Source organism: Mycobacterium sp. ELW1 (assembly GCF_008329905.1).
Taxonomy (GTDB): Bacteria; Actinomycetota; Actinomycetes; order Mycobacteriales; family Mycobacteriaceae; genus Mycobacterium.
On sequence record NZ_CP032155.1, the window covers coordinates 4,391,804 to 4,414,001 of the forward strand.

The following is a 22,198-nucleotide window of genomic DNA, read 5'->3' on the forward strand; positions in this document are numbered from 1 at the left end:
GATGGTGGAATAACGTGCTCGCTGACGCCTCCGGTGCGTCACGCCACGGCTCAGCTAAACCGCCTCGCGAAGCCTGTCGCGACCGGAGTCAGCCACCGGCGTACGCCGCGGCACCGACGAACCGGCTGCAGCGGATCCGCTCAGGAAAGTCCCAGGAACGGGCTAAAATCCGCTCATGACGTGGGGGAGGTCGGACGGCGATGGCGACTGAGCCTGGTTGGTATCCTGATCCGCTCGGCGGTCAGGGAGCGCGTTACTGGGACGGCACCCAGTGGGATGGCGCCATTCAGCCCGGGCCTCCGACCGGTCCCCTAGCTGCGCAGGAGTTCCCAGAGCTACCGCCACCGCCCGTGGCGGGGAAATCGCGTCGCCTGTGGCCGTTATGGGCGCTGGGCGCTGCAGTCGTAATCGCCATAGGTGCAACGGTATTCGTGTTGACTCGCCCCGCCGGGGAGCCTCCGCCGTCCGCGTCGACAATCACACCGACGACGACGGCCACACCGAGCGTGCCGAAGGCCGACCAGGTCGCTGCGGAAGTGCAGTCGTCCATGCAGTCGAAACTCGACACCGATCCCGACCTTTCGCCGTTGCACCTCAAGGTGGTTCACGTCGACCTGGTGAACAAGGCGGGCAACGAATTCAAGGGCATCGCGCAGGTGAAGACGTCGCGCGGGACGAGTCGAGTCACGACGTGCCGATTGATGTCACTTCAGATGGCGACAAAACGTTATGGGAGGCCGCGCCCGGCGCGTTTCTGTTCGCGGTTCAAGACATGCCGACGCCCACCCGGGCAGCACCGCCACCGCCGGCGCCCGCCCCACGCCCGGTCCCTGTCCCGGTCCCGGTCCCGGTCCCCAGCACTGTGGAAAACTTCAGGATCTGCCCATCAGGGTTAACCGGTGTCGCCACCGACGACACCAGTTGCGCGTTCGCAGACAGCGTCCGGGCAGCCTGGTACTCCCAACCCGGTACCACCGTTGTCGCCTATAGCCCGGTGACCCACCAGTCCTACCTGATGACGTGCTTCGTGAACGCGACGAATGTGTGGCCGGGATCTAAGCGATGCTCCGGCGTCAACGCCCAGGGCACGCTCCTGATTGTGTACATCAACTAGCCAAACAAGGCGGCGATGACATCGGCAGCCGCCTGCGCTGACCGACAGGCGAGGTGACCGCAGACGCCGACGGTCACTCGATCGATTCGTGGCCGAGGTGCTGTTGCACGACCGGGAGCGGGATGCCGGCTTGGATGAGCCAGCTGGCGCAGGTCGTGGATCCGCAGTTCGACGGGGTGAAGGGTGCGGCGTCGGCCTCATTGTCGAGGGACTCGGAGGTTACTTATGTCAGCGCGGAACCGGACCTGACAGTAGTTGCTGGCATCCTTGCGCTCGCGGAGTCGCAATGTCGCCATGCGTGGGGTGAAAATGTGGACGTGGAAAAGGCCCCCAATTTGGGGGCCTTTACCAGCATCTTTCGGTGGAGCTGCCGGGAATTGAACCCGGGTCCTACGGCATTCCCTCAAGGCTTCTCCGTGCGCAGTTCGCTATGTCTCTACTTGGATCTCCTGATCTCGCGAACAAGTCAGGATGACGATCCCAGTCGCTGTTTGATGTCCCCACAGGTCCCGCGACCGAACCCGTGGGTGGGTCCCTCTAGATGACGCCAGGGTCCGGGTCGAGGGCAGTCCCGGTCTGACGGATTAGCTTCGCTTAGGCAGCGAGAGCGTAATCGCGCTGATTGGAATCGGCGCTTAATTGGTTGCAACGACGCTTACGGTGGTCTCTTGCCTGCACCGGCACGCTTCCCTTGATTCGATGCGCGAAGTCGAAACCGATCAGCCCCTCGCACCCCGGCCGAGGTTCGGCCGGATTTCCAATGGTACGCGAGGTGTAACCCCGAACTGAAGTGCATTAATCCCGCGTCGAGATCGACGTTGTGCAGCGATCCACTCGCACTTCCCCTGCGGTTTGTCGGTTTGGGCGAGAAAAAAATGAGACTTTGTCTACAGTGAGACGATGTCTGAAAGTCTTCGGGTGCGCAAACGGCAGCGGACCCGGGAGCGCATCGCCACCGCGGCCGCCCAGCTGGTGTCGGCCAACGGGCTGAGCGCGACGACCGTCGAGCAGATCGCCGAAGCCGCCGACGTGGCCCGGGCGACGTTCTTCCGGTACTTCGAGTCCAAGGAATACGCCGTCGCCGAGGGCTTCACCTCGACCTGGATCGCCGCGATCACCGACGCCTTGCGCCGCCAACCCGCAGACCTGTCCGTCAACGACGCACTCAGCGCCGCGTTCGCCGAACTCACCCCTGGCTTCGGTGCGGTCGAGAGCAGCGTCGCCGAAATAGAGCGCCAGACCCGCGACTCGCTGACCCTGCGGGCCTGGACGCTGCTGTGCTACCTGAACTTCGAGGCCGCCATCGCCGAGGCGATCGCGCCCCGGCTGCCCGATCTCACCGTCGACGATCCGCGCCCGCGCCTCATCGGTGCGCTGGCGATGGCGTCGGTCCGGATCTCGATTGACGACTGGCTGCGCGACGGCGGATCGCTGTCGGACCGAATCTCCCGCGCGGTCAACTCCATGACCCCGTGCCCGATCAAGAATTGAGGACCGAATGAGTGGCGAAAAGTCGCTAGAAGCATGGGAATTCGTCCGTAAGGTTCTCGACGATCTGACCGGTCAGATCAAACAGGACGCCCGCGACGAGCGCGAAATACTCGAGGGACTGCGTGTACTCAACCGGGTGATCGCGCTGTGCACCGAGTTGTCGGTGGACATCGACCCGGACCATCCGCATTTCGTCGACATGTGCACACCCTCGCGCTTCGTGGGCGGACCCAACCCACACGGCGCCTACCCGCTGGCCATGATCAGCGGCGACCGGGCCTACCGCGTCACCGGCACCAGGGGCACGTCGACGTACCTGGGCATCCAGGTCTTGGCCGGCACCGGGATGAATCCGCGCCGGATGAGCAACTACCTGTCCGACCGCGATCTGGTCCTCGACGAGAGTGGCCGGTTCGACATCGTCTTCGCCGCCACCCGTCCCGCCGACAGCGACCTCGCAGGCGCGCAGTGGATCGAGATCCCCGCTGACGCCACCTCGATCGTGGTACGCGACTACATCGCCGACCCTGACACTGAAATCCCTGTGCAGCTCCATATTTCACTGCTCGGCGAGGTACCGCCGCCGGCACCGCTGTCCGACGAGACGCTGGCCGCACAGCTCACGGCGATGGGCTGGACCATCGTCAAACTGACAACCCTGCACCGCACCGTGCGCCCCGACCTCCTGGATACCCCCAACGTCCTGATCACCTCCGGTGCGGAGAACCTGGGCGGCGAGAACACCACACCGGACAACCTGTACATGCTCGGCATGTTCGATCTGGAACCACACCAGAACCTGCAGCTGACCTTCCTCCCGCCCGAAACCCGTTACTGGTCAGTGACTTTGGAAAGTATCTGGCATGAATGCCTGGAGCCGCTGCTACGCTCCAGCTCGGTGACCAACAAGGGCGTCTCCCCCGATCCCGACGGATACGTCCGGCTCACGATCGGAGCCCAGGACTCCGGCACGGGCCACTGGCTGGACACCGGTGGACGTCGACGCGGTTTCATCGTCGTCCGCTGGCTGGACAACCCGAATGCACCGGATGTGACAGTTCGTCTGCTGGACAAGGAGGTTCAGAAATGACAAGTGCGGTGCAAGCCCGCCTTGATCCGGCCAAACTGATCGAGCAGGCCTGCGAACTGGCCGGAAGCGACGACTTCGGCGCCGACGACGGCTGGCGGGAGAACCTGTCCCGCATGGTCGACGACCTGGTCACCGAAGCCGACCTCTCCCCGCTCGGGGTGGAGATCGCGGCCGCCGATGTGATTGTGCCGCTGCGCAACCGGCTACAGATCACCGCGTGGCGCACCGCGCATCCCGAGATCGCCGACCAGCAGATCACTCAGCCGATCTTCATCCTCGGGCAGCCCCGCACCGGCACGACGATCCTCTACGACCTGCTCAGCCAAGACCCCGACCTTCGGGCGCCGCTGACCTGGGAGGTCGATCACCCCTTCCCGGTCCCCCAGCCGGAGACCTACCAGACCGACCCGCGCATCGACGAGACCCAAGCCCAGCTGGACATGACCGAGCAGCTGATGCCCGGCTTCATGAAGTTCCATCCGATGAGCGCACGCGGCGGCCAGGAATGCGTCCGGATCACCGCAGGCACGTTCTGCAGCATGATCTTCCCCACGCAGTACCGCCTCCCGAATTACCAGCACTGGCTGATGTACGAGGCCGACCACGCGGCCGCCTACCGCTACCACCGCCAGTACCTGCAGCACCTGCAGTCCGGTGTGCCCGGCCAGTGGCTGCTGAAAAGCCCCGCCCACCTGTGGACCCTGGACACGCTGCTGGCCGAGTACCCCGACGCGATCCTGGTGCAGACCCATCGCGACCCCCTGGTGGTGATCTCCTCGATCAGCGCGCTGATCGCTCACCTACAGAAACTGGCCAGCGACAACGCGACCGTCCAGCGCGCGGCCGGCCAGTGCGCGGCGGAGAACATCCTGGGACTCGACCGCCTGATGAAGTGGGTGGACGACGGCGCGATCAGCCAGGATCGCGTCGTCAACGTGCGGTTCGCCGATTTCATGCAGGACCCGTTCGCCACCATCGGCGCGGTCTATGAGCGCCTGGGCCGCGAGCTCACCCCGATCGCCGAACAGCGCATGCGCGACCATCTCTCGGCCAACCCCGGCGACGGCGGCGGCAACCGCTACACCTGGGCCGATACCGGCCTCGATGCCGACGAGCTACGGGAGCGGGTACGCGCCTATCAGGAGCGCTACGACGTGCCGAGCGAAACACTGCGTTAGCTGCGGCGTGTAACGCAACCGGGGCCGCTGGCGATTTTCTCTATCGGAAGCACACTTCCCGCAAGTGCGCTATCAGGGGCGGCCCCGAAGGGACCACACGTCTGGAGGGTGCGGGCGAGCGATCGACGAGTTCTAGCGGACCGAGATCATTCCGACGGCGACCAACGCCATCACCATGCCCAGCACCTGCCAGCGGGTGACCCGTTCGCGTAGCACCACGATGGCCAGCAGCACGGTGGCCGCCGGGTACAGCGCCATCAGCACGCTGGCCAGTGACAGCATCGTGGCCTGCAGCGCCAGCAACGTCGCGACATTCGAGACGGTGTCCAACAGCGCGGCCACTATCGCCATCTTCAACGGAAATCCCTGTGGCGCATGAAAATTGCCGCTGAACGCGGCCACCAGCAGCACGATCGCCGTCGCCGAGACGCGGGCGAAGAACAACGGCCACAAGTGAGCATCGGCCGGAGCCTGGTGCAGCAGAACGAAGTTCAACCCGAACGCCAGCCCTGAGCCGACCGTCAACCACGCCACCGATGCGGTGAACTTGTGCGGCCGAATGTCCTCGTCGGTGGCCTGCCGGCTGACCAGTACGACGGCGATCAACGCCAGCACGGTGCCCACCCCGGCGATCAGGCCGGGCTGCTCCCCCATCGCGAGTCCCACACTGACCGGCACCGCAGCCACCAGAACAGCGGTCAACGGCGAGACAACCGAGATCGGTCCCGAGCCCAGTGCGGCGTAGAACCACCACACCCCGAACGCCTGGCTCACGCCGCACAGCAGACCCCAGACCACCGCCGGAGTCGACACCGTGCCGCCGAAAACCACTGCCAGGATCCCCAGCAGCACCATCGCCACCGGATAGGACACCAATACGACCCGCAGCGCGGCGACCCGTCGCGCCGCGATACCGCCGACGAAATCGCTGACGCCGTAACCGATTGCCGATGCCAGCGCGAGCAGGATCCCGATCAGAGCTTGCCCTTGGCCCGGCGGCCCAACTCCCGGATCACCTCTCGCTCCGCGTCACGCTTGGCCAGATCCTGCCGCTTGTCGTGCGCCTGCTTACCGCGGGCCAGCGCCAGTTCGACTTTGACCTTGCCGTCGGAGAAATACAACGACAGCGGCACCAAGGTCAGGTTGCCGTCGCGGATCTTGCCCACCAGGTTGTCGATCTGGCTGCGGTGCAGCAGCAGCTTGCGGTTGCGCCGCGGCGCGTGGTTGGTCCAGGTGCCGTGGTGATACTCCGGGATATGCAGGTTGCGCAACCAGATCTCGCCGTCGTCGACGGTGGCGAACGCATCGGCCAGCGATGCGTGGCCTTCCCGCAGGCTCTTGACCTCGGTGCCCTGCAGGACGACGCCGGCCTCGTAGGTGTCGAGGATCGAATAGTTGTGCCGCGCCTTGCGATTGGTGGCGACGATCTTGTGTTCGGGCTTCTTGTCCGGATTCTTGGCCACCGCTACCGCCGGACGTACAAGCGCAGCGTGACGTAGCCGGTCAGACCGGCCATCAACACGCCGACGCCGAACATGATCGGCGATATGTAGAGGATGTCGGCATAGTCGATCCGGGCGATCAGATTGGCTTGGTAGAACTGGTTGAGCGCGTTCTCCAGGAACGCCGCCCGCACCACGATCAGCCCGACAATCGCGATCACCACACCGATGGTGGCCGCGAGCACCGCCTCCAACAGGAACGGCAGCTGGGTGTACCACCGCGTGGCACCCACCATTCGCATGATGCCGATCTCCGTACGTCTGGTGTACGCGGCGACTTGAACCATGTTGGCGATCAACAGGATCGCACCGATCGCCTGCACCATCGCGATGGCGAACGCCGCCGCCGACAGCCCGTCGAGCACCGCGAAGAGCCGGTCGATCAGCTCCTTCTGGTTCAGCACATTGAGCACACCGGGCTGACCCATCATGGCGGCGTCGAAGTCCTTGTGCTGCTCGGGGTTGTCCAACTTGACGACGAACGAGGCCGGGAACGAATCCTTACTCGCGACGTCTTTGTACTGCGGGAACTTCCGGATCGCGTCGTTGTAGGCGTCGTTGCGGTTCAGGAACCGGACCGACCGGACATCGTCGCGGGCTTCGATCTTGGCTCGCAACGCCTTACAGGGGTCGGCGTCGCAGGTGGGGTCGTTCGCCGAGACGTCGTTGGTCAGGAACACCTGGGTCTCGACGCGGTCGAGGTAGATGTTGCGCGAGTGGTCCGCCAACCGGACCACGAGCAGGCCGCCACCGAACAGGCCGATCGAGATGGCCGTGGTCAAGATCATGGCCACCGTCATGGTGACGTTGCGGCGAAGTCCGGTGAAGACCTCGTTGATGAGAAAGCCGAAGCGCACTTAACGATCCATTCCGTAGACACCACGCTGCTCATCGCGAACGAGCCTGCCCAGGGACAGCTCCACCACGCGCTGACGCATGGAGTCGACGATGTGGTGGTCGTGGGTGGCCATCAGCACGGTGGTTCCCGTGCGGTTGATCCGCTCGAGCAGATCCATGATGTCCTTACTGGTCTCAGGGTCCAGGTTGCCGGTGGGCTCGTCGGCCAGCAGCACGAGCGGCCGGTTGACGAACGCGCGCGCGATCGCCACGCGCTGCTGCTCGCCGCCGGACAGCTCGGCAGGCAGCCGGTTGGCCTTGCCGGACAGGCCCACCATCTCCAGGACCTCGGGAACCACGCGATTAATGGTGTCGGGCTTCTTGCCGATCACCTCCAGGGCGAAGGCGACGTTTTCGAACACCGTCTTCTGCTGCAGCAGCCGGAAGTCCTGGAACACGCAGCCGATCACCTGGCGCAGCTTGGGGACCTGACGGCCCGACAGCTTGTTGACGTGGAACTTCGACACCTGCAGGTCGCCGGAGGTGGGTGAGTCCTCGGCCAGCAGCAGCCGCATGAACGTGGACTTGCCGGAGCCGGACGGGCCGATGAGGAAGACGAACTCACCCTTGTCGATCTTGACGCTGACATTGTCGAGGGCTGGCCGTGCCGACGACTTGTACTGCTTACTGACATGGTCGAGGGTGATCATCACGGCACGCCAGTGTAGCCGTCCGACGGACGGGACCCGGTTACTGCGTCGGCGCCGCGGGCGTGACCATCGGACCTTGACCCGGTGCCGGCGTAGGAACCGGCGCAGGTGACGGGGTCGGAGTGGGCAGCCCCGGGATCTGGAACGGCAGCGGCCCAGGCGACGTTGATGACGTCGTCGGGCTCGTCGGGCTCGTCGTCTCGGTCGGTGTCGTCGTCTCCGTCGGGGTGGTGGTCTCCGTCGGAGTGGTCGTGGTCGTCGTCGTCCTGGTGGTCGTGGTGCGCTCCCGGACCTCGGTTCGCGGCACCCAGGTGTAGGACGGGTCGGGCACAAAGCCCGGGGGCACCACCTGTGTGTTCGGGGCCGTCGGCGTCACGGTCTCCGGCTGATACGTCGCGTACAGCCACCAGACCGCGATGAACGCGGCCAGCAGCGCGGCAGTGGACGTGCGGACGCGACCCCACAGGATGTAGCTGGGCCAGCCTCGGCCTTCTCGGCGCGTCGGCGTCAACCTCACCTCGACGACTCCGGACCTTGGTTCTCCTCGGCGCCACCCGCGGTCGCCGGATGCACTATCGCCTCCACCATCGGTGAGCCGTCCGACGGGCTGGCGATGCCGGCGCGCATCAGCGCGGCGATCACGAGCACCCGAAGTTTGCGGCCGACGTCGAACTGTTTACCGGGCAGCGTGCGCGCAACCATGCGCAGGTTGACGGTGTCGAGCTCGATGCTTTCCACTCCCATCAACTGTGGCGCATCCAGAAGCAGGTCCTTGAGCCCCGGGTCCTTGATCGCCTTCTCGGATACCCCGTGCAGCACGTCGTTCACCCGGTTGAGGTCCGCGGTCGCCGGCACCGGGATGTCGATGACCGCGCGCGCCCAGTCCTTGGACAAATTCTGGGTCTTGACGATCTGCCCGTTCGGGATGGTCAGCACCTCGCCTTCCGACGAGCGCAGTTTGGTGATGCGCAGGGTGACGTCCTCGACGGTGCCGGTCGCCTCCTTCGCGATGCCGGCCACCGTCAGGGACACCAGATCGCCGAAGCCGTACTGCTTCTCGGTGATGATGAAAAACCCGGACAGCAGGTCTTGGACGATGCGCTGGGCACCGAAGCCCAGCGCGGCGCCGAGCACGGCCGCCGGCGCCACCAGCGAGCTGACCGGGACGGCCAGCACATCGGTGACCTCGACGACCACCATCACGGCCAGCAGAGCGATCGCCACGTAGGAGATGACCGACGCCACCGCCTGGCGGTGTTTGGCGCTCTCCGAGCGGACCAGTGCGTCGCTCTCCTGGAAGTCCGCGTCGATACGCCGGGAGATCCTCTGTGCCGACCAGTTGATGAACCGGGCCGCGAGCAGTCCGCCGATGAGCAGCAGGGTGATCCGCAGCCCCCGGGTGAGGATCCACTCGCCGATGTTGCCGTGCCAGAAGTCATGCCAACGCGCGGAGAACGGGAACGCCAGATAGCGCGTTCCCGTGGCGGACGCTACAAAATCAGGACCCGCGGCGGAGGCCGCAAAATCAGTCTTCGTCATCTCGCCGGTTGCGCCACCGGATCCCCGCTTCCAGGAACCCGTCGATGTCCCCATCCAGTACCGCTCCGGGATTGCCGACCTCGTACTCGGTGCGCAGATCCTTGACCATTTGGTAGGGGTGCAGAACGTAAGAGCGCATCTGGTTGCCCCAGGAACTCCCGCCGTCGCCCTTGAGGGCGTCCATCTCGGCGCGTTCTTCGTGACGCTTGCGCTCCAGGAGTTTGGCCTGCAGCACGCGCATCGCCGACACCTTGTTCTGCAGCTGGGACTTCTCGTTCTGGCAGGTGACGACGATGCCGGTCGGGATGTGGGTCAGCCGGACCGCCGAGTCGGTGGTGTTGACCGACTGGCCGCCGGGCCCGCTGGAGCGGTAGACGTCGACCCGCACGTCCTGCTCGGGAATGTCGATGTGGTCGGTGGTCTCGGTCACCGGTAGCACCTCGACGTCGGCGAACGACGTCTGGCGCCTGTTCTGGTTGTCGAACGGGCTGATCCGCACCAGTCGGTGGGTGCCCTGCTCGACCGAGAGTGTTCCGTAGGCGTACGGCGCGTGCACCGCGAACGTCGCGCTCTTGATGCCGGCCTCTTCGGCGTAGGAGGTGTCGAAGACCTCGACGCCGTAATCGTGCTGCTCGGCCCAGCGGATGTACATCCGCATCAACATCTCGGCCCAGTCGGCGGCGTCCACACCACCGGCGCCGGACCGGATGGTCACCAGCGCCTCGCGTTCGTCGTACTCGCCGGACAGCAGGGTCCGGACCTCCAGCTGTTCGATGTCGGCTTGCAACGACGCAAGTTCGGCATCGGCTTCGGCCAGCGCATCGGCGGCGCCCGCGCCCTCTTCTTCGGCGGCCATCTCGTAGAGCACCGGCAGATCGTCGAGACGGCTACGCAAGCCTTCGACGCGCCGCAGTTCGCCCTGGGCGTGGGAGAGGTCGCTGGTGACCCGCTGAGCGTGGCTCTGGTCGTTCCACAGATTCGGGTCGGCCGCTTCGTGTTCGAGCTTCTCGATCTTGGCGCGCAGACCGTCGACATCGAGCACTCGCTCCACTGTGGTGAGGGTGGTGTCGAGTGCGGCGATATCTGACTGACGATCGAGGTCCACGGGTCCTCAGGGTACCGGCGTCGCGACACGTTGTGATCCACGGCAGCTGCTGAGACTTCTGGGGTTGTTGAGCAGCTTGCGCGTCTAACATCACTTTCGTAACCAGGATGTGGCGCCGCACAGCCCATAACGGCGCTTCTCGACTGCGACGCGACAGCCCCTGCGCGCAGCCGGGTCCGGACAGAAAGCGCGAGGATGCGTCCTTACTATGTCGCGATCGTTGGTGCAGGCCCCTCCGGATACTTCGCGGCGGCGTCGCTGCTGAAGTTCGGCGACAGTTCCGTCGCCGCCGGCGGTCCGGATGTCCGCGTCGACGTGCTCGAGATGCTCCCGACCCCGTTCGGTCTGGTGCGCTCCGGAGTGGCACCCGACCATCCGAAGATCAAGACCATCAGCGCCCAGTTCGAGAAGACCTCGCTTGACGAGCGGTTCCGGTTCTTCGGCAACATCCGCATCGGCGAGCATGTGCAAGCCGAGGAGCTCGCCCAGAAGTACGACGCCGTGGTGTACGCGATCGGGGCGCAGTCGGACCGTCCGCTCGGCATCCCCGGCGAAGAGCTGTCGGGCAGCGTCGCCGCCGTCGACTTCGTCGGTTGGTACAACGCGCACCCGCACTTCGCGGAGATGACGCCTGACCTCTCGACCGGGCGCGCCGTCGTGGTCGGCAACGGCAATGTGGCACTCGACGTCGCGCGCATCCTGGTCAGCGATCCCCGCGAGCTCGCGAAGTCCGACATCGCCGACCATGCGCTCGACCTACTGCACTCCCAAGGGGTCGAGGAGGTCGTGGTGATCGGCCGCCGCGGCCCCCTGCAGGCCACGTTCACCACGATGGAGCTGCGCGAGTTGGGCGACCTGGAGGCCATGGCCGACGTCGACGTCATCGTCGACCCCGCCGACTTCGAATCCATCACCGACGAGCAGCTCGAGGCGGCGGGTAAGAGCGCGAAGCTGAACATCAAGGTGCTGCGCGGGTATGCCGAGACCCCACCGCGAGGAGCCAGGCGCCGCATCGTGTTCCGCTTCCAGACCTCGCCCATCGAGATCAAGGGCGACGGCCGGGTGGAATCGGTGGTGCTGGGCCGCAACGAACTCGTCGACGAGGGCGGCCGCATCGTCGCCAAGGACACCGGTGCGCGCGAGGAACTGCCCGCACAGCTCGTGGTGCGTGCGGTCGGTTACCGCGGCATCCCGACACCGGGCCTGCCGTTCGACGACCGCTCGGGCACCATCCCGCACACCGACGGCCGCGTCGAGGGCAGCGCGAACGAGTACGTCGTCGGCTGGATCAAGCGCGGCCCGTCGGGCGTCATCGGCAGCAACAAGAAAGACTCGGCGGACACCGTCGCGACGCTGGTCGCCGACCTCGACGGCCGCGAGCTCGGCGACTTCGCCGACGACCACGGCGAGACGCTCGTGAGGTGGATGCTGTCCCGCCAGCCCAGGCTGGTCACCGACGACCACTGGAAGGTGATCGACGCCCACGAGCGCGGCGCCGGCGAGCCGCACGGGCGACCGAGGGTGAAGCTCACCAGCGTGGCCGACCTCCTGCGGATCGGGCACGGCTGACGACGATCAAGCGAGGCACGAGCGTTGAGAAGTCAGCCAATTCAGCACGGCTAGCGATCACACCTCGCAGGTGTCCGGCTCACGCTCGCGGGACAGCCCGCCGACGGGACCTGCGGTGCGCGCGATCAGCGGCGTGCACGCCGCGGCCATCGCCAGGGCGGCCGACACCATGATCACCGCGAACGGGCTGTAGCTGTCCACGACGACACCGCCGATCGCGGTGCCGATGGCTCCGCCGACCAGCGCACCGCTGTTGAGCCAACCGAATGCTTCCGCGGTCGAGTGCGCGGCGATCTGATGCGAGACCATGACGTAGAGCGCGGCCAGCGCGGGCGCGAAGCCGAGCCCGGAGGCGAACAGCGCGGCGAGCTGTAGGCCGTAGCCGTCGGCAAGCCCGAACAGCACGGTGCCGGCAGCGACGATCGCCATGGACATCGACAGACCGCGGACACCGAGATGGCGGTGGCCGAACAGCACGCCGCCGAGCAGCGATCCGACGCCCGTTGCCGCGAGCGCGATGCCCGCCGAGAGGTTGTGGTTGCCGAACAGGGCGAGGACGCCGACTTCGAGCGCCGTGAACGACGCGACCAGCGCGAGGCTGGCGGCCATGGCCAGGATGACCGCACGGTTGGCCAGCACCTTGCCGAACGCGACCGTGCTGCTGACGATGGTCGGCCGAAACTGGCGGGCACTGAGCAGGAACCACACGGTCCCGACGATCGTGACCGCGGCGGAGAACAACAGCGGAATCGCCGTCGAGATCGCCGACGCCAGGAATGTCGCAGCGACCGGACCGATCACCCAGATGAGCTCCTGGGCGGTGGTGTCGAGCGCGAACAGCGCCCGTAGCCCCTGGCCGGGGACCATCTGCGGGTACAGCGCGCGCACCGCAGGCAGCAGCGGCGGCACCGAAGCGCCGATGAGGAACCCCAGCACCATCAGGAATGTCGCGGGGACATGGATGAAGGCCAGCGCCAACATGCTGACGCCGTTGATCAGCGCAGCCGACACCAGCGTCGGCATCATTCCGATCCGGCCGAGAAGGCGCGCCGTCATGGGCATGGCCACCGCTTCACCGATGCTCGTGCACGCCACGACGGCGCCCGCCACCGCGTACGACCCGGTACGGGCCTGTACGTGCAGCAGGATCGCCAGCGACAGCATGCCCAGCGGCAGCCGCGCGAACAGCTGTGAGGCGGTCACATTGACCACGCCTGGAACTCGAATGAGCTCTGCGTAGGCGCGCACGGTTATCTCTCCATCGAATGAGGTTCGGGTACTGCACAATCTCCCCAACTGTACCGTCCGGACGGTACAGTCCGAAAGTCGATAAACTCGGCCGATGACGACCTCGCGCGAGCGCATCCTCGATGCCTACGCCGACGCGCTGGCCGTCGACGGCGAGCGCCTCGCCACGCTCGATGCGGTGGCTGCCCGGGCCGGCGTGTCCAAGGGCGGACTGCTCTACCACTTCCCGTCCAAGGACCAGCTCGCCGAGGCACTCTGCGAGCGACTGATCGCGCTGGCCGCCGACGACGTCGACAAGATGCGCAACGCCGCGGACGGGCCCGCGCGGCACTACATCCGCACCTCGCATTACGCCAACACCCCCCTGGACCGCACGCTGGTCGCGGTGGCACGGCTCCAGCAGGCCGGTGACCCGCGCGCGCGGGCGGCCATCGAGATGATCTCCGATCAGTGGCTGAGCGTGCTGACCGAGGCGCTCGGTGACCGTGACGTCGCGCGGACCGTCAAGCTCATCGGCGACGGGCTGTACCACCACGCGTTGTTCAGCGTGCTCGGCGGACCGCCGCGCACTGAACTCGACGAGGGACTGCTGGCGGTCATCGATCGGCTCATCGACCAGAGTTCGGACGCGCCGCGACCCTGAGTGCCGGGTTGCACACAGGCAGGGTCGGCACAATGTGACCCAATGGCGAGCACCGATCGGCGACCATCGACACGATCGCTGCGCGCGCTCGATGGGCTGAACTTCTTCCTCGCCGATGTGCGCGACGGCCTCGGCCCGTATCTGGCCATCTACCTGCTCGCCACCCGTGGTCCCGCACACGGCTGGGACGAGGCGACGGTCGGCAGCGTGATCACCATCTCCGGCCTGGTCGGCCTCGTCGTCCAGACGCCCGCGGGTGCGCTGATCGACCGAATACCGCACCGCCGAATGGTTCTCATCGTCGCGGCTGTCGTCGTGACGGCCAGTTGCCTGTGCCTGCCCGCCGTGCACGGCTACGTCGCGGTGACCGCGACCCAATCGGCCGCGGCCGCCGCCGCGACCGTCTTCGGCCCCGGCATCGCGGCGATCAGCCTCGGGCTCGTCGGCGGCCGGCTGCTGACGCGCCGGATCGCGCGCAACGAGGCGTTCAACCATGCGGGCAATGCGGCGTCCGCCGGCATCGCTGCCCTGCTGGCCATCCAGTTCGGTCCGGTGGTGGTGTTCTGGCTGATGGCGGTGCTCGCTCTACTCAGCGTCGCCTCGGCCGCCCGTATCAGGGACGCGGAGATCGACGAAAGCCTGGCGCGAGGCCTGACCGCCGACCACACGGTCCACCGCCGCGCCAGCAGCTGGAAGGTGTTGTTCACCAGCCGAACCCTGCTGGCCTTCGCCGCCGTGGTGTTCGTGTTCCACCTCTCCAACGCGGCGATGCTGACCTCGGTCAGCCAGCTCCTGGTTCGGGTCGCGGGCAAGGACAGTGCCACGTCGTTGACAGCGCTGTGCGTACTCGCCGCGCAGCTCGTCATGGTTCCGGTCGCGATCGTCGTCGGGCGCACCGCCGACTCGTGGGGCCGAAAGCCGATCTTCGTGGCGGGTTTCGCCGTGCTGGCCGTGCGCGGCGTGCTCTACACCGTCTCGGACAACCCGGTGTGGCTGGTTGCCGTGCAGACGCTGGACGGCGTGGGCGCCGGTATCTTCGGGGCCCTGTTCCCGGTGGTGATCGCCGATCTGACCGCGGGTACGGGTCACTTCAATGTGACCCAGGGAGCTCTGGCCACGATTCAGGGCGCCGGGGCCGCGATCAGTGCCGGACTGGCCGGGGCGTTGATCGTCGCCGCCGGCTACCACACGACGTTCATCACGCTGTCCGTCATCGCGGTCGCCGGGATGGCGCTCTACCTCACCGCGGTCCCCGAGACGAGGCCGCCGGCGCAGCGCTAGTTGTACTGACCACGGACGTTAAGTACGGCGTGGCGTAGTGACATGACGAAGACCTCCGAGTGAAGTGCGAGCTGCTTAAGGAACGCACCAACTCACTCCGGAGGTCTTCATGGTCCACCGTAATGCCCCCTTGTCCGAAACCGGTCGTCTGCGGCTGGCACGTTGCGTTGTCGAGGATGGCTGGACGCTGCGACGGGCGGCCGAGCGGTTCCAGGTTGCGGTCACTACCGCTGCGCGCTGGGCCCGCCGCTACCGCGAACTAGGCGAAGCCGGCATGGCCGACCGCAGCTCACGCCCACATCACAGCCCTAATCAAACCCCCACACGCACCGAGCGGCGCATCATTAAAGTCCGAGTACTTCGACGTTGGGGACCGGCTCGCATTGCTTATCTGCTGGGACTGAATGTCTCGACTGTCCACAACGTGTTGAGGCGCTACGGCCTAGCCAAGCTGCGGTGGCTGGACCGGCCCACCGGGCGAGTTATCCGGCGGATGGAGTCAGCCAGCCCCGGCGACCTGGTGCATGTCGATGTCAAGAAGGTAGGCAAGATCCCGGCTGGCGGCGGATGGCGCATGTTGGGCCGCAGCGCAGGAAATCATCACTCCCGCAAGGACAGAAGCATAGGAACTGGCAGCGACCGTTCCGGGCGGCGTGGTTATCACTTCTTGCACACCGCCATCGACGCTCACTCCCGGCTGGCCTACTCCGAACTGCTAATCGACGAACGCAAAGACACAGCTGCTGACTTCTGGCAAAGGGCTAACGAATGGTTCAACGCATGCGGCTTCACCGTACGGAAAGTGTTGACAGACAACGGCTCCTGTTACCGATCCCACTCATTCCGAGATGCACTCGGGCAGATCGAACATCGTCGAACCAAACCCTATCGACCCCAGACGAACGGCAAGGTGGAGCGATTCCACCGAACCCTTGCCGATGAATGGGCATATGCGCGGCTCTACACCAGCGACGCCGAACGGTGCGCGGAGTTCCCTCGCTGGCTGCATACCTACAATCACCATCGCGGCCACACCGCACTCGGCGGCCAACCACCCGCCACCCGCGTACCTAACCTCTCAGGTCAGTACAGCTAGTCAGCCACGGGCCGGCGTGGTGATCGACTCGGCGGCGATGGTGACGATGACGCGCGTCTCATCGGGATTCCCACTGAAGTTCGGATACGGGATGCCGAGGTACTTCTGCGAGATCTCGTCGATGCTTTCGCGGCCCCCCTCGGTCGTCGTCGACAACACCCGACCGCGGACCGCGTAGAAGCGGTTGACGTCGTCGGGATCGACGACATTGACCGCGACGCGCGGGTCGCGGGCCAGGTTGCGGGCCTTCTGCATGCCCTCGACGATGTTGATGACGACATGCTCGCCGTCGGTGGTCACCCACGTTTCGGTCAGCTGCGGCGAACCGTCGGGCATGAGCGTGGCCACGAAACAGGGGCTGGGGCGCCGCAACAGCGCGAGGAGCCCGTCGGGAAGGGGTTCGGACATCGGGTTCCTAACTGTAGGACTGCGGGGGCGCCGGCTGATCCGGCGGCGCCACGAACCAGTTGTCCGGGTTCTTCGGCGAGTACACCACCGGGATGAGTTGGCCCATGGTCGGCCAGCTGTCCACATCGACCGCCATCCGCTGGTACACCACATGCTCATTGACAGTGGGTCCGTTGATGACACCACTGATCGTGACGAACTGGTCGCCGGTGGCGTCCGGGCGCGGACTGACCCCGGTGACCAGCAGCGTGCCCTGGACCACCTCGCCGCGCGGGCCGCGGCGCATCAAGCGCGGCGCCAGAACCAGGACCAGCGCACCGACGATCAGCAGTATCACCGCGAATTCCCACATGCGGCCATGGTAGGACTGCTGCCATGAGCGAAACTTTCGGTGCGAATCAAGAATGAGCGGCCAGGATGTGCAGGCAGACCTGTCGGTGGCGTTGCAACTCGCCGACCGCGCCGACGCGATCACCCTCGACCGATTCGGGGCGCTGGATCTGCGGGTCGACACCAAACCGGACCTCACCCCCGTCACCGACGCCGACGAGGCGGTCGAGGCCGATGTGCGCGCGGGCCTGTCCCGCGATCGCCCGGCCGACGCGGTGCTCGGTGAGGAGTACGGCGGCACAGCGGAATTCCACGGCAGGCAGTGGGTGATCGACCCGATCGACGGCACCAAGAACTTCGTCCGCGGCGTACCGATCTGGGCGACCCTCATCGCGCTTCTCTCCGACGGTGTGCCGATCGTCGGCGTGGTGAGCGCGCCGGCCCTGAACCGGCGCTGGTGGGCCGGCCTGGGGTTGGGCGCGTTCGCGCGCACCGGGGACGGGCCGGCCCGGCCGTTGTCGGTCTCCGGGGTAGCCGACCTGGGTTCGGCCAGCCTGTCGTTCTCCAGCCTGTCCGGGTGGGCGGATCGCGGGCTGCGTGAGCAGTTCATCGGGTTGACCGATGACGTGTGGCGGGTGCGCGCCTACGGCGACTTCTTCTCCTACTGCCTGGTCGCCGAGGGCGCGGTCGACATCGCCGCCGAACCCGAGGTCAAGCTATGGGACCTGGCGCCATTGGACATCCTGGTGCGCGAAGCCGGAGGCAGCTTCACCAACCTCGACGGACAACCCGGCCCGCATGGCGGGCATGCCGTGGCCACCAACGGGCTGCTGCACGCCGCAACGCTCGCGAGCCTGACCGGCTGCTAGTAGCCGGCTGGCGGCGCTGGTGTGACAGACCCAACAGAATTCGCGATGCGAAGCGCTTCCGGCGCCTACCTTACTTTGGAGTAAGATAGGCTCAGCGAGATCTGACCAGCACGCCCACCATCGACGAGGCTGCCACCATGACGAACACTCTTCCCCCGAAATCCGCCAGTGCACGGGCCCGCGACAGCGCGGTCGGGCAGTACAAGCACAAGCGCTCCCTCACCGACATCGGGCTGGCGCTTGTCACCCCGCTGATGGGGCAGGACTTCCTGGACCGCTACCACCTGCGCGACCCGCTGAACCGCGGCCTGAAGTACGGGGTCAAGCAGGCGTTCTCCACCGCAGGCGCGGCCACCCGGCAGTTCAAGAAGGTTCAGGGCATCGGCAAGGCGCCGGCCCGGCTGCGACCCAGCGGCGCAGACTATTTCGACCTCACCCCCGACGACGACCAGAAGATGATCGTCGCGACGGTCGACGAGTTCGCCGAGGAGATTCTGCGTCCGGCCGCTCATGACGCCGACGACGCCGCGACCTATCCCGCCGATCTGATCGCCAAGGCCGCCGAGCTCGGCATCACGGCCATCAACATCCCCGAAGACTTCGACGGCATCGCCGAGCAGCGCACCACCGTCACCAATGCCTTGGTGGCCGAGGCACTCGCCTACGGCGACATGGGCCTTGCGCTGCCGATCCTGGCGCCCGGCGGTGTCGCCTCGGCACTGACCCATTGGGGCAGCGCCGACCAGCAGGCCACATATCTGGCCGAGTTCGCGGGCGAGAACGTGCCGCAGGCGTGCGTGGCGATCGCCGAACCGCATGCACTGTTCGACCCGACTGCTCTGAAGACGACCGCGGTGCGCACCCCGAGCGGCTACCGCCTCGACGGCGTGAAATCGCTGGTTCCCGCCGCCGCGGACGCCGAATTGTTCATCGTGGCAGCGCAACTCGACGGCAAGCCGGCGTTGTTCATCGTCGAAGCCTCCGCCGCCGGCTTGACCGTCACCGCCGACCCCAGCATGGGGATCCGGGCCGCGGCGTTGGGCCGGGTGGCATTGGACAAGGTGTCGGTACCGCTGTCGGCCCGCCTCGGCGAGGACGGGGCCACCGACGCGGACTATTCCGAAGCAATTGCGTTGTCCCGCTTGGGCTGGGCCGCGCTCGCGGTCGGCACCTCGCACGCGGTGCTCGACTACGTGATCCCCTACGTCAAGGAGCGCGAGGCATTCGGCGAGCCGATCGCCCGCCGCCAGGCCGTTGCGTTCATGTGCGCCAACATCGCCATCGAACTCGATGGCCTGCGGTTGATCACCTGGCGCGGCGCCGCCCGCGCAGAGCGTGGCCTGCCGTTCGCCCGCGAGGCCGCGCTGGCCAAGAAGCTGGGCACCGACAAAGGCATGCAGATCGGCCTGGACGGAGTGCAGCTACTCGGTGGCCACGGCTTCACCAAGGAGCACCCGGTGGAGCGCTGGTACCGCGATCTGCGGGCCATCGGCGTCGCCGAGGGTGTCGTTGTTCTCTGAGGTCTCTGTAACCGCCGACCGGCTAACGAACGGAAAAGACTGACATGGCAATCAATCTCGAACTGCCGCGCAAGCTGGAAGCCGTCATCGAGAAGGCACACCAGGGCGCCGCGGAGATGTTGCGGCCGATCTCACGGAAGTACGACGTCGCCGAACACGCCTACCCTGTCGAATTGGACACGCTGGCAACGTTGTTCGAGGGAATCTCGGAAGCCAACACGATCTCGTTCGCCGGCACGGAGGCATTCCGCGACAGCGACGACGGCCCGAAGGGAAACATCAACGGCGGCAACATGTCCGCGTTGCTCAATGCCCTGGAGATCTCCTGGGGTGACATCGCGCTGCTGCTGTCCGTACCCCGCCAGGGTCTCGGTAACGCCGCGATCTCCGGCGTGGCCACCGACGAGCAGTTGGAGCGGCTGGGCAAGAACGTCTGGGCTGCCATGGCGATCACCGAACCGTCATTCGGCTCGGATTCGGCGGCGGTGTCGACGACGGCGGTGCTCGACGGCGACGAATACGTGATCAACGGCGAGAAGATCTACGTCACCGCCGGTTCCCGGGCCACCCATATCGTGGTGTGGGCGACGCTGGACAAGTCCAAGGGCCGGGCGGCGATCAAGTCGTTCATCGTGCCGCGCGAGCACCCCGGGGTCACCGTCGAGCGTCTCGAGCACAAGCTCGGCATCAAGGCCTCCGATACCGCGGCCATCCGGTTCGAGAACGCCCGAATCCCCAAGGAGAACCTGCTGGGGAGCCCGGAGATCGAGGTGGAGAAGGGCTTTGCCGGGGTCATGGAGACCTTCGACAACACCCGGCCGATCGTGGCCGCGATGGCGGTCGGAGTGGCCCGTGCCGCCCTGGAGGAACTGCGCACGATCCTGACCGAGGCCGGCGTGGAGATCTCCTACGACAAGCCCGCCCACGTCCAGAGTGCGGCCGCCGCGGAATTCCTTCGGATGGAAGCCGACTGGGAGGCCGGCTACCTGTTGACCGTGCGCTCGGCGTGGCAGGCCGACAATGCGATCCCGAATTCCAAGGAAGCCTCCATGGGCAAGGCCAAGGCCGCCCGCGTCGCCAGCGACATCACTCTCAAGGCAGTCGAATTGGCCGGAACCGCAGGCTATTCCGAGCAGACGCTGTTGGAGAAGTGGGCTCGCGACTCGAAGATCCTGGACATCTTCGAAGGCACGCAGCAGATCCAGCAGCTGGTGGTCGCCCGCCGCCTGCTCGGGCTGTCCTCGACCGAACTCAAGTAGTCACGCGACCGCGGTCAGCTCGCGCTGGGTCTGTTCGTCGAGTTCGATCCCGGCGACGGCGAGGTTCTGCTCCAGGTGGTCCAGCGAGGACGTCCCGGGGATGAGTAGCACGTTGTCGGCAACGCCCAGTGTCCATGCCAGTGCGATCTGCGCGGGCGTGTGACCCAGCCGTTCGGCCGCGCCGGTGATGAGGGGATGCGACAGCACCGGATTCACCTCGTGGAACGCCGAGCCGAGCGGGAAGAACGGGACGAACGCGATGCCGCGGGCCACACATTCGTCCAGCACGGGCTGCGAAGATCGGTCCACCAGATTGAACGGATTCTGGACACACACGATGTCGGTGAGTTCCAGCGCGTGCAAAAGCTGCTCGTGCGTGACGTTGCTCAGTCCGACTCCGGCGATCAGGCCCTCGTCGCGGGCGGTGATCATCGCACCGAGCTGATCGGTGAACCGCGCATCGGGTTCTGACTCCATCACCCGCAGATTGACCGCGGCCAGCCGCTCGACACCTAGGGTGGTCAGGTTCTCCTCGATCCCCGCGCGTAGCTCATGCGGCTGGTTGTAGGGCAACCAATCCCCTGGTCGTCCCGGCGTGCACCGACCTTGCTGACCAGGGCCAGGTTCTCGGGATACGGATGCAGCGCCTCGCGGATCAGTTCGTTCGCCACATCGGGCCCGTAGAACTGCGAGGTGTCGATGTGATCGACGCCGGCGTCCACGGCGCGGCGCAACACGGCCAGTGCCTGCTCGCGATCCCGCGGCGGGCCGAATACGCCGGGCCCGGGCAGCTGCATGGCGCCGAATCCGACGCGGTGGACGTCATAGCCGGCCAACGCAAAACGTGTCATGGGGATCCTCCAGTCGGAAAGAATAGATTGAAGTCAAATTGTTTGATCTCAAACTATCTTGCTGGCGCGTTACGCTTCCTGTCAACCCAGGGAGGTGAAGCCACATTCCACACTCAGCACACGGCGCCGAATCCCGTCAGCGCGCCGCCGCCCTCGCCGACGCCTTCGGCCGCGCCGGCAAGACATTGGTGCGCGCCCTCGACGAGCGGCTCGGTGACCACGGTGTGTCCACCCCACGATCAAAGGTGTTGTTCGAGGTGGATCGCTGCGGTCCGGTCCGGCTTACCGACCTGGCGCGCACCGTCGGCATCACTCAAGGCACCGCCTCCACCCTGACCGACGCGCTCGTCCGGGAAGGTCTGATCGAACGCTGCGCCGACGACTCCGATCGCCGGGTGACCCTGCTGAAGACCACACCCACCGGCCGGCAGCAGGCGCAAGCCTGGGCGAGCGCGTACACCGCCGCTGCCGAGGAACTGTTCGGAATCCTCTCCGGCGAGGAGCAGCTGGCCCTCACCGAACTGCTGCAACGCCTTGCCGACTCGATCGACGGCTGAA

At 66.2% G+C, this 22,198-nt stretch carries 22 protein-coding genes, 1 other RNA gene and 2 pseudogenes; 12 read left to right on the forward strand and 13 right to left on the reverse strand.

Annotated features, from left to right (window positions below; genetic code table 11):
• Positions 1 to 200 precede the first annotated feature (200 nt).
• Entirely contained in the window at positions 201 to 896 is a 696-nt protein-coding gene (locus D3H54_RS32220) for a DUF2510 domain-containing protein (RefSeq protein WP_149380781.1), read from the forward strand.
• Positions 897 to 1,110: 214 nt separating this feature from the next.
• Here D3H54_RS32220 and D3H54_RS31875 read toward each other — a convergent pair.
• Both D3H54_RS31875 and ssrA read right to left on the reverse strand, forming a co-directional pair.
• A pseudogene (locus D3H54_RS31875) lies at positions 1,111 to 1,268 on the reverse strand (tyrosine-type recombinase/integrase); the annotation flags it as partial.
• A gap of 205 nt (positions 1,269 to 1,473) precedes the next feature.
• Positions 1,474 to 1,841: a transfer-messenger RNA gene (ssrA, locus tag D3H54_RS20850) on the reverse strand.
• 173 nt (positions 1,842 to 2,014) lie between these two features.
• On the opposite strand from ssrA, the gene D3H54_RS20855 reads away from it, so the two are divergent.
• The 3 genes from D3H54_RS20855 to D3H54_RS20865 are packed head-to-tail and all read left to right on the forward strand — an operon-like array spanning position 2,015 to position 4,873.
• The gene (locus tag D3H54_RS20855; protein ID WP_149380783.1) at positions 2,015 to 2,605 is read left to right on the forward strand and encodes a TetR family transcriptional regulator; all 591 of its coding nucleotides are present in this window, start codon (positions 2,015 to 2,017) and stop codon (positions 2,603 to 2,605) included.
• Between the two features lie 7 nt (positions 2,606 to 2,612).
• A complete protein-coding gene (locus D3H54_RS20860) occupies positions 2,613 to 3,695 on the forward strand; it encodes a DUF1214 domain-containing protein (protein ID WP_149380785.1) in 1,083 nt (360 codons plus the stop codon).
• Positions 3,692 to 4,873, forward strand: a complete 1,182-nt coding sequence (locus D3H54_RS20865; protein WP_149380787.1) for a sulfotransferase family protein — start codon at positions 3,692 to 3,694, stop codon at positions 4,871 to 4,873. The genes D3H54_RS20860 and D3H54_RS20865 overlap by 4 nt, the downstream gene beginning before the upstream one ends.
• A 132-nt stretch (positions 4,874 to 5,005) precedes the next feature.
• Here D3H54_RS20865 and D3H54_RS20870 read toward each other — a convergent pair whose 3' ends face one another.
• The 7 genes from D3H54_RS20870 to prfB are packed head-to-tail and all read right to left on the reverse strand — an operon-like array spanning position 5,006 to position 10,566.
• Positions 5,006 to 5,851 carry an EamA family transporter gene (locus D3H54_RS20870; RefSeq protein WP_432246609.1) on the reverse strand — a complete coding sequence of 282 codons (846 nt, stop codon included), beginning with the start codon at positions 5,849 to 5,851 and terminating at the stop codon, positions 5,006 to 5,008.
• Complete coding sequence (gene smpB, locus D3H54_RS20875) at positions 5,848 to 6,336, reverse strand: SsrA-binding protein SmpB (protein ID WP_149380791.1); 489 nt, start codon at positions 6,334 to 6,336, stop codon at positions 5,848 to 5,850. Before smpB ends, D3H54_RS20870 begins: the two co-directional genes overlap by 4 nt.
• Before the next feature lie 2 nt (positions 6,337 to 6,338).
• Positions 6,339 to 7,232 (reverse strand): permease-like cell division protein FtsX, encoded by an 894-nt coding sequence (ftsX, locus tag D3H54_RS20880; RefSeq protein ID WP_149380793.1) that lies wholly within the window; start codon positions 7,230 to 7,232, stop codon positions 6,339 to 6,341.
• A complete protein-coding gene (gene ftsE, locus D3H54_RS20885) occupies positions 7,233 to 7,922 on the reverse strand; it encodes a cell division ATP-binding protein FtsE (RefSeq protein WP_149383655.1) in 690 nt (229 codons plus the stop codon).
• 40 nt (positions 7,923 to 7,962) lie between these two features.
• Positions 7,963 to 8,439: an Rv3103c family proline-rich protein gene (locus D3H54_RS20890; protein WP_168214930.1), complete on the reverse strand. Its 477-nt coding sequence runs from the start codon at positions 8,437 to 8,439 to the stop codon at positions 7,963 to 7,965.
• On the reverse strand, positions 8,436 to 9,461 hold the full coding sequence (locus D3H54_RS20895) for a mechanosensitive ion channel family protein (RefSeq protein ID WP_286198955.1): 1,026 nt from the start codon (positions 9,459 to 9,461) through the stop codon (positions 8,436 to 8,438). The genes D3H54_RS20890 and D3H54_RS20895 overlap by 4 nt, the downstream gene beginning before the upstream one ends.
• Complete coding sequence (gene prfB / locus D3H54_RS20900) at positions 9,448 to 10,566, reverse strand: peptide chain release factor 2 (RefSeq protein ID WP_149380795.1); 1,119 nt, start codon at positions 10,564 to 10,566, stop codon at positions 9,448 to 9,450. The genes D3H54_RS20895 and prfB overlap by 14 nt, the downstream gene beginning before the upstream one ends.
• A gap of 195 nt (positions 10,567 to 10,761) precedes the next feature.
• On the opposite strand from prfB, the gene D3H54_RS20905 reads away from it, so the two are divergent.
• Positions 10,762 to 12,135, forward strand: a complete 1,374-nt coding sequence (locus D3H54_RS20905; RefSeq protein WP_149380797.1) for an FAD-dependent oxidoreductase — start codon at positions 10,762 to 10,764, stop codon at positions 12,133 to 12,135.
• Positions 12,136 to 12,192: 57 nt separating this feature from the next.
• Here the strand turns inward: D3H54_RS20905 and D3H54_RS20910 are convergent, their stop codons facing one another.
• Positions 12,193 to 13,383, reverse strand: a complete 1,191-nt coding sequence (locus D3H54_RS20910; RefSeq protein ID WP_149380799.1) for an MFS transporter — start codon at positions 13,381 to 13,383, stop codon at positions 12,193 to 12,195.
• A gap of 94 nt (positions 13,384 to 13,477) precedes the next feature.
• Here D3H54_RS20910 and D3H54_RS20915 point away from each other — a divergent pair, with 94 nt between their 5' ends.
• The 3 genes from D3H54_RS20915 (at position 13,478) to D3H54_RS20925 (ending at position 16,403) form a co-directional block, all read left to right on the forward strand.
• Positions 13,478 to 14,026 carry a TetR/AcrR family transcriptional regulator gene (locus D3H54_RS20915; RefSeq protein WP_149380801.1) on the forward strand — a complete coding sequence of 183 codons (549 nt, stop codon included), beginning with the start codon at positions 13,478 to 13,480 and terminating at the stop codon, positions 14,024 to 14,026.
• A 42-nt stretch (positions 14,027 to 14,068) separates the two neighbouring features.
• Entirely contained in the window at positions 14,069 to 15,307 is a 1,239-nt protein-coding gene (locus D3H54_RS20920; protein WP_149380803.1) for an MFS transporter, read from the forward strand.
• 109 nt (positions 15,308 to 15,416) lie between these two features.
• Positions 15,417 to 16,403: an IS481 family transposase gene (locus D3H54_RS20925; RefSeq protein ID WP_149378248.1), complete on the forward strand. Its 987-nt coding sequence runs from the start codon at positions 15,417 to 15,419 to the stop codon at positions 16,401 to 16,403.
• Here D3H54_RS20925 and D3H54_RS20930 read toward each other — a convergent pair whose 3' ends face one another.
• Entirely contained in the window at positions 16,404 to 16,811 is a 408-nt protein-coding gene (locus D3H54_RS20930; protein ID WP_149380805.1) for a PPOX class F420-dependent oxidoreductase, read from the reverse strand. It lies immediately after the preceding gene.
• A gap of 7 nt (positions 16,812 to 16,818) precedes the next feature.
• Positions 16,819 to 17,163 (reverse strand): hypothetical protein, encoded by a 345-nt coding sequence (locus tag D3H54_RS20935; protein WP_149380807.1) that lies wholly within the window; start codon positions 17,161 to 17,163, stop codon positions 16,819 to 16,821.
• A 52-nt stretch (positions 17,164 to 17,215) separates the two neighbouring features.
• Between D3H54_RS20935 and hisN the strand changes: the two genes are divergently transcribed.
• The 3 genes from hisN (at position 17,216) to D3H54_RS20950 (ending at position 20,789) form a co-directional block, all read left to right on the forward strand.
• Positions 17,216 to 18,010, forward strand: coding sequence for a histidinol-phosphatase (gene hisN, locus D3H54_RS20940; protein ID WP_149380810.1), 795 nt, complete (start codon positions 17,216 to 17,218; stop codon positions 18,008 to 18,010).
• A 137-nt stretch (positions 18,011 to 18,147) separates the two neighbouring features.
• Positions 18,148 to 19,530, forward strand: coding sequence for an acyl-CoA dehydrogenase family protein (locus D3H54_RS20945; protein ID WP_149380812.1), 1,383 nt, complete (start codon positions 18,148 to 18,150; stop codon positions 19,528 to 19,530).
• 44 nt (positions 19,531 to 19,574) lie between these two features.
• Positions 19,575 to 20,789, forward strand: a complete 1,215-nt coding sequence (locus D3H54_RS20950) for an acyl-CoA dehydrogenase family protein (RefSeq protein WP_036339847.1) — start codon at positions 19,575 to 19,577, stop codon at positions 20,787 to 20,789.
• On the opposite strand, the pseudogene D3H54_RS20955 reads toward D3H54_RS20950, so the two are convergent.
• Positions 20,790 to 21,640: pseudogene (locus D3H54_RS20955) on the reverse strand (oxidoreductase). It lies immediately after the preceding gene.
• Positions 21,641 to 21,828: 188 nt separating this feature from the next.
• Here D3H54_RS20955 and D3H54_RS20960 point away from each other — a divergent pair.
• Positions 21,829 to 22,197: a MarR family winged helix-turn-helix transcriptional regulator gene (locus tag D3H54_RS20960; RefSeq protein WP_286198956.1), complete on the forward strand. Its 369-nt coding sequence runs from the start codon at positions 21,829 to 21,831 to the stop codon at positions 22,195 to 22,197.
• Position 22,198 lies beyond the last annotated feature (1 nt).